Annotated in this window: 1 protein-coding gene; it reads left to right on the top strand. The window is 64.1% G+C overall.

Annotated elements, in window-relative coordinates; all coding sequences use genetic code 11:
* Positions 1-57: 57 nt before the first annotated feature.
* A partial coding sequence (locus RMT89_RS41230; protein ID WP_315888882.1) for a DUF6093 family protein occupies positions 58-437 on the top strand: 380 nt, incomplete at its 3' end.

Genomic DNA, 437 nt, shown 5'->3' with positions numbered 1-437 from the left:
TCGGAGTGGTCGAGACCGGAGCGTTCTCAGTGTCGCCATACGGGGAACCTGGCCGCCATGTTGCTCGATGACGTGCGGGCCGAGCTGCCCGGACTGAGGGCGCAGGCCGAATCGCTGATGACCTCACAATGGCGCATTGAGCGGGACACGGGTGAGATGTCCGAGTCCGGCTACAGCGACCAGGCTATGCGAGAGGTCGTCTATGAGGGGCGAGGCAAGCTCCAAACCTACGAGGGCTACGAGCAGTCAACCACCATCGGCCCATCGTCGGCTGTCGTGCAGCGGATGCAGCTCCATCTCCCGGTTAGCCGCTACAAGCCGCAACTCGGCGACATAGCGACATGCATGCACGCCTGCGATCCAGGGCTTGTGGGGCGCAGGTTCCGTGTCGCGCAAACGTGGCCGGTCAAGGACTTCGCGACCGCCTACCGGGTATC

It is taken from the genome of Streptomyces sp. P17 (assembly GCF_032436805.1).
Lineage (GTDB): Bacteria > Actinomycetota > Actinomycetes > Streptomycetales > Streptomycetaceae > Streptomyces.
Note: the sequence above shows the minus strand (reverse complement) of the source record. Positions and strands in the feature narration are given on the sequence as shown.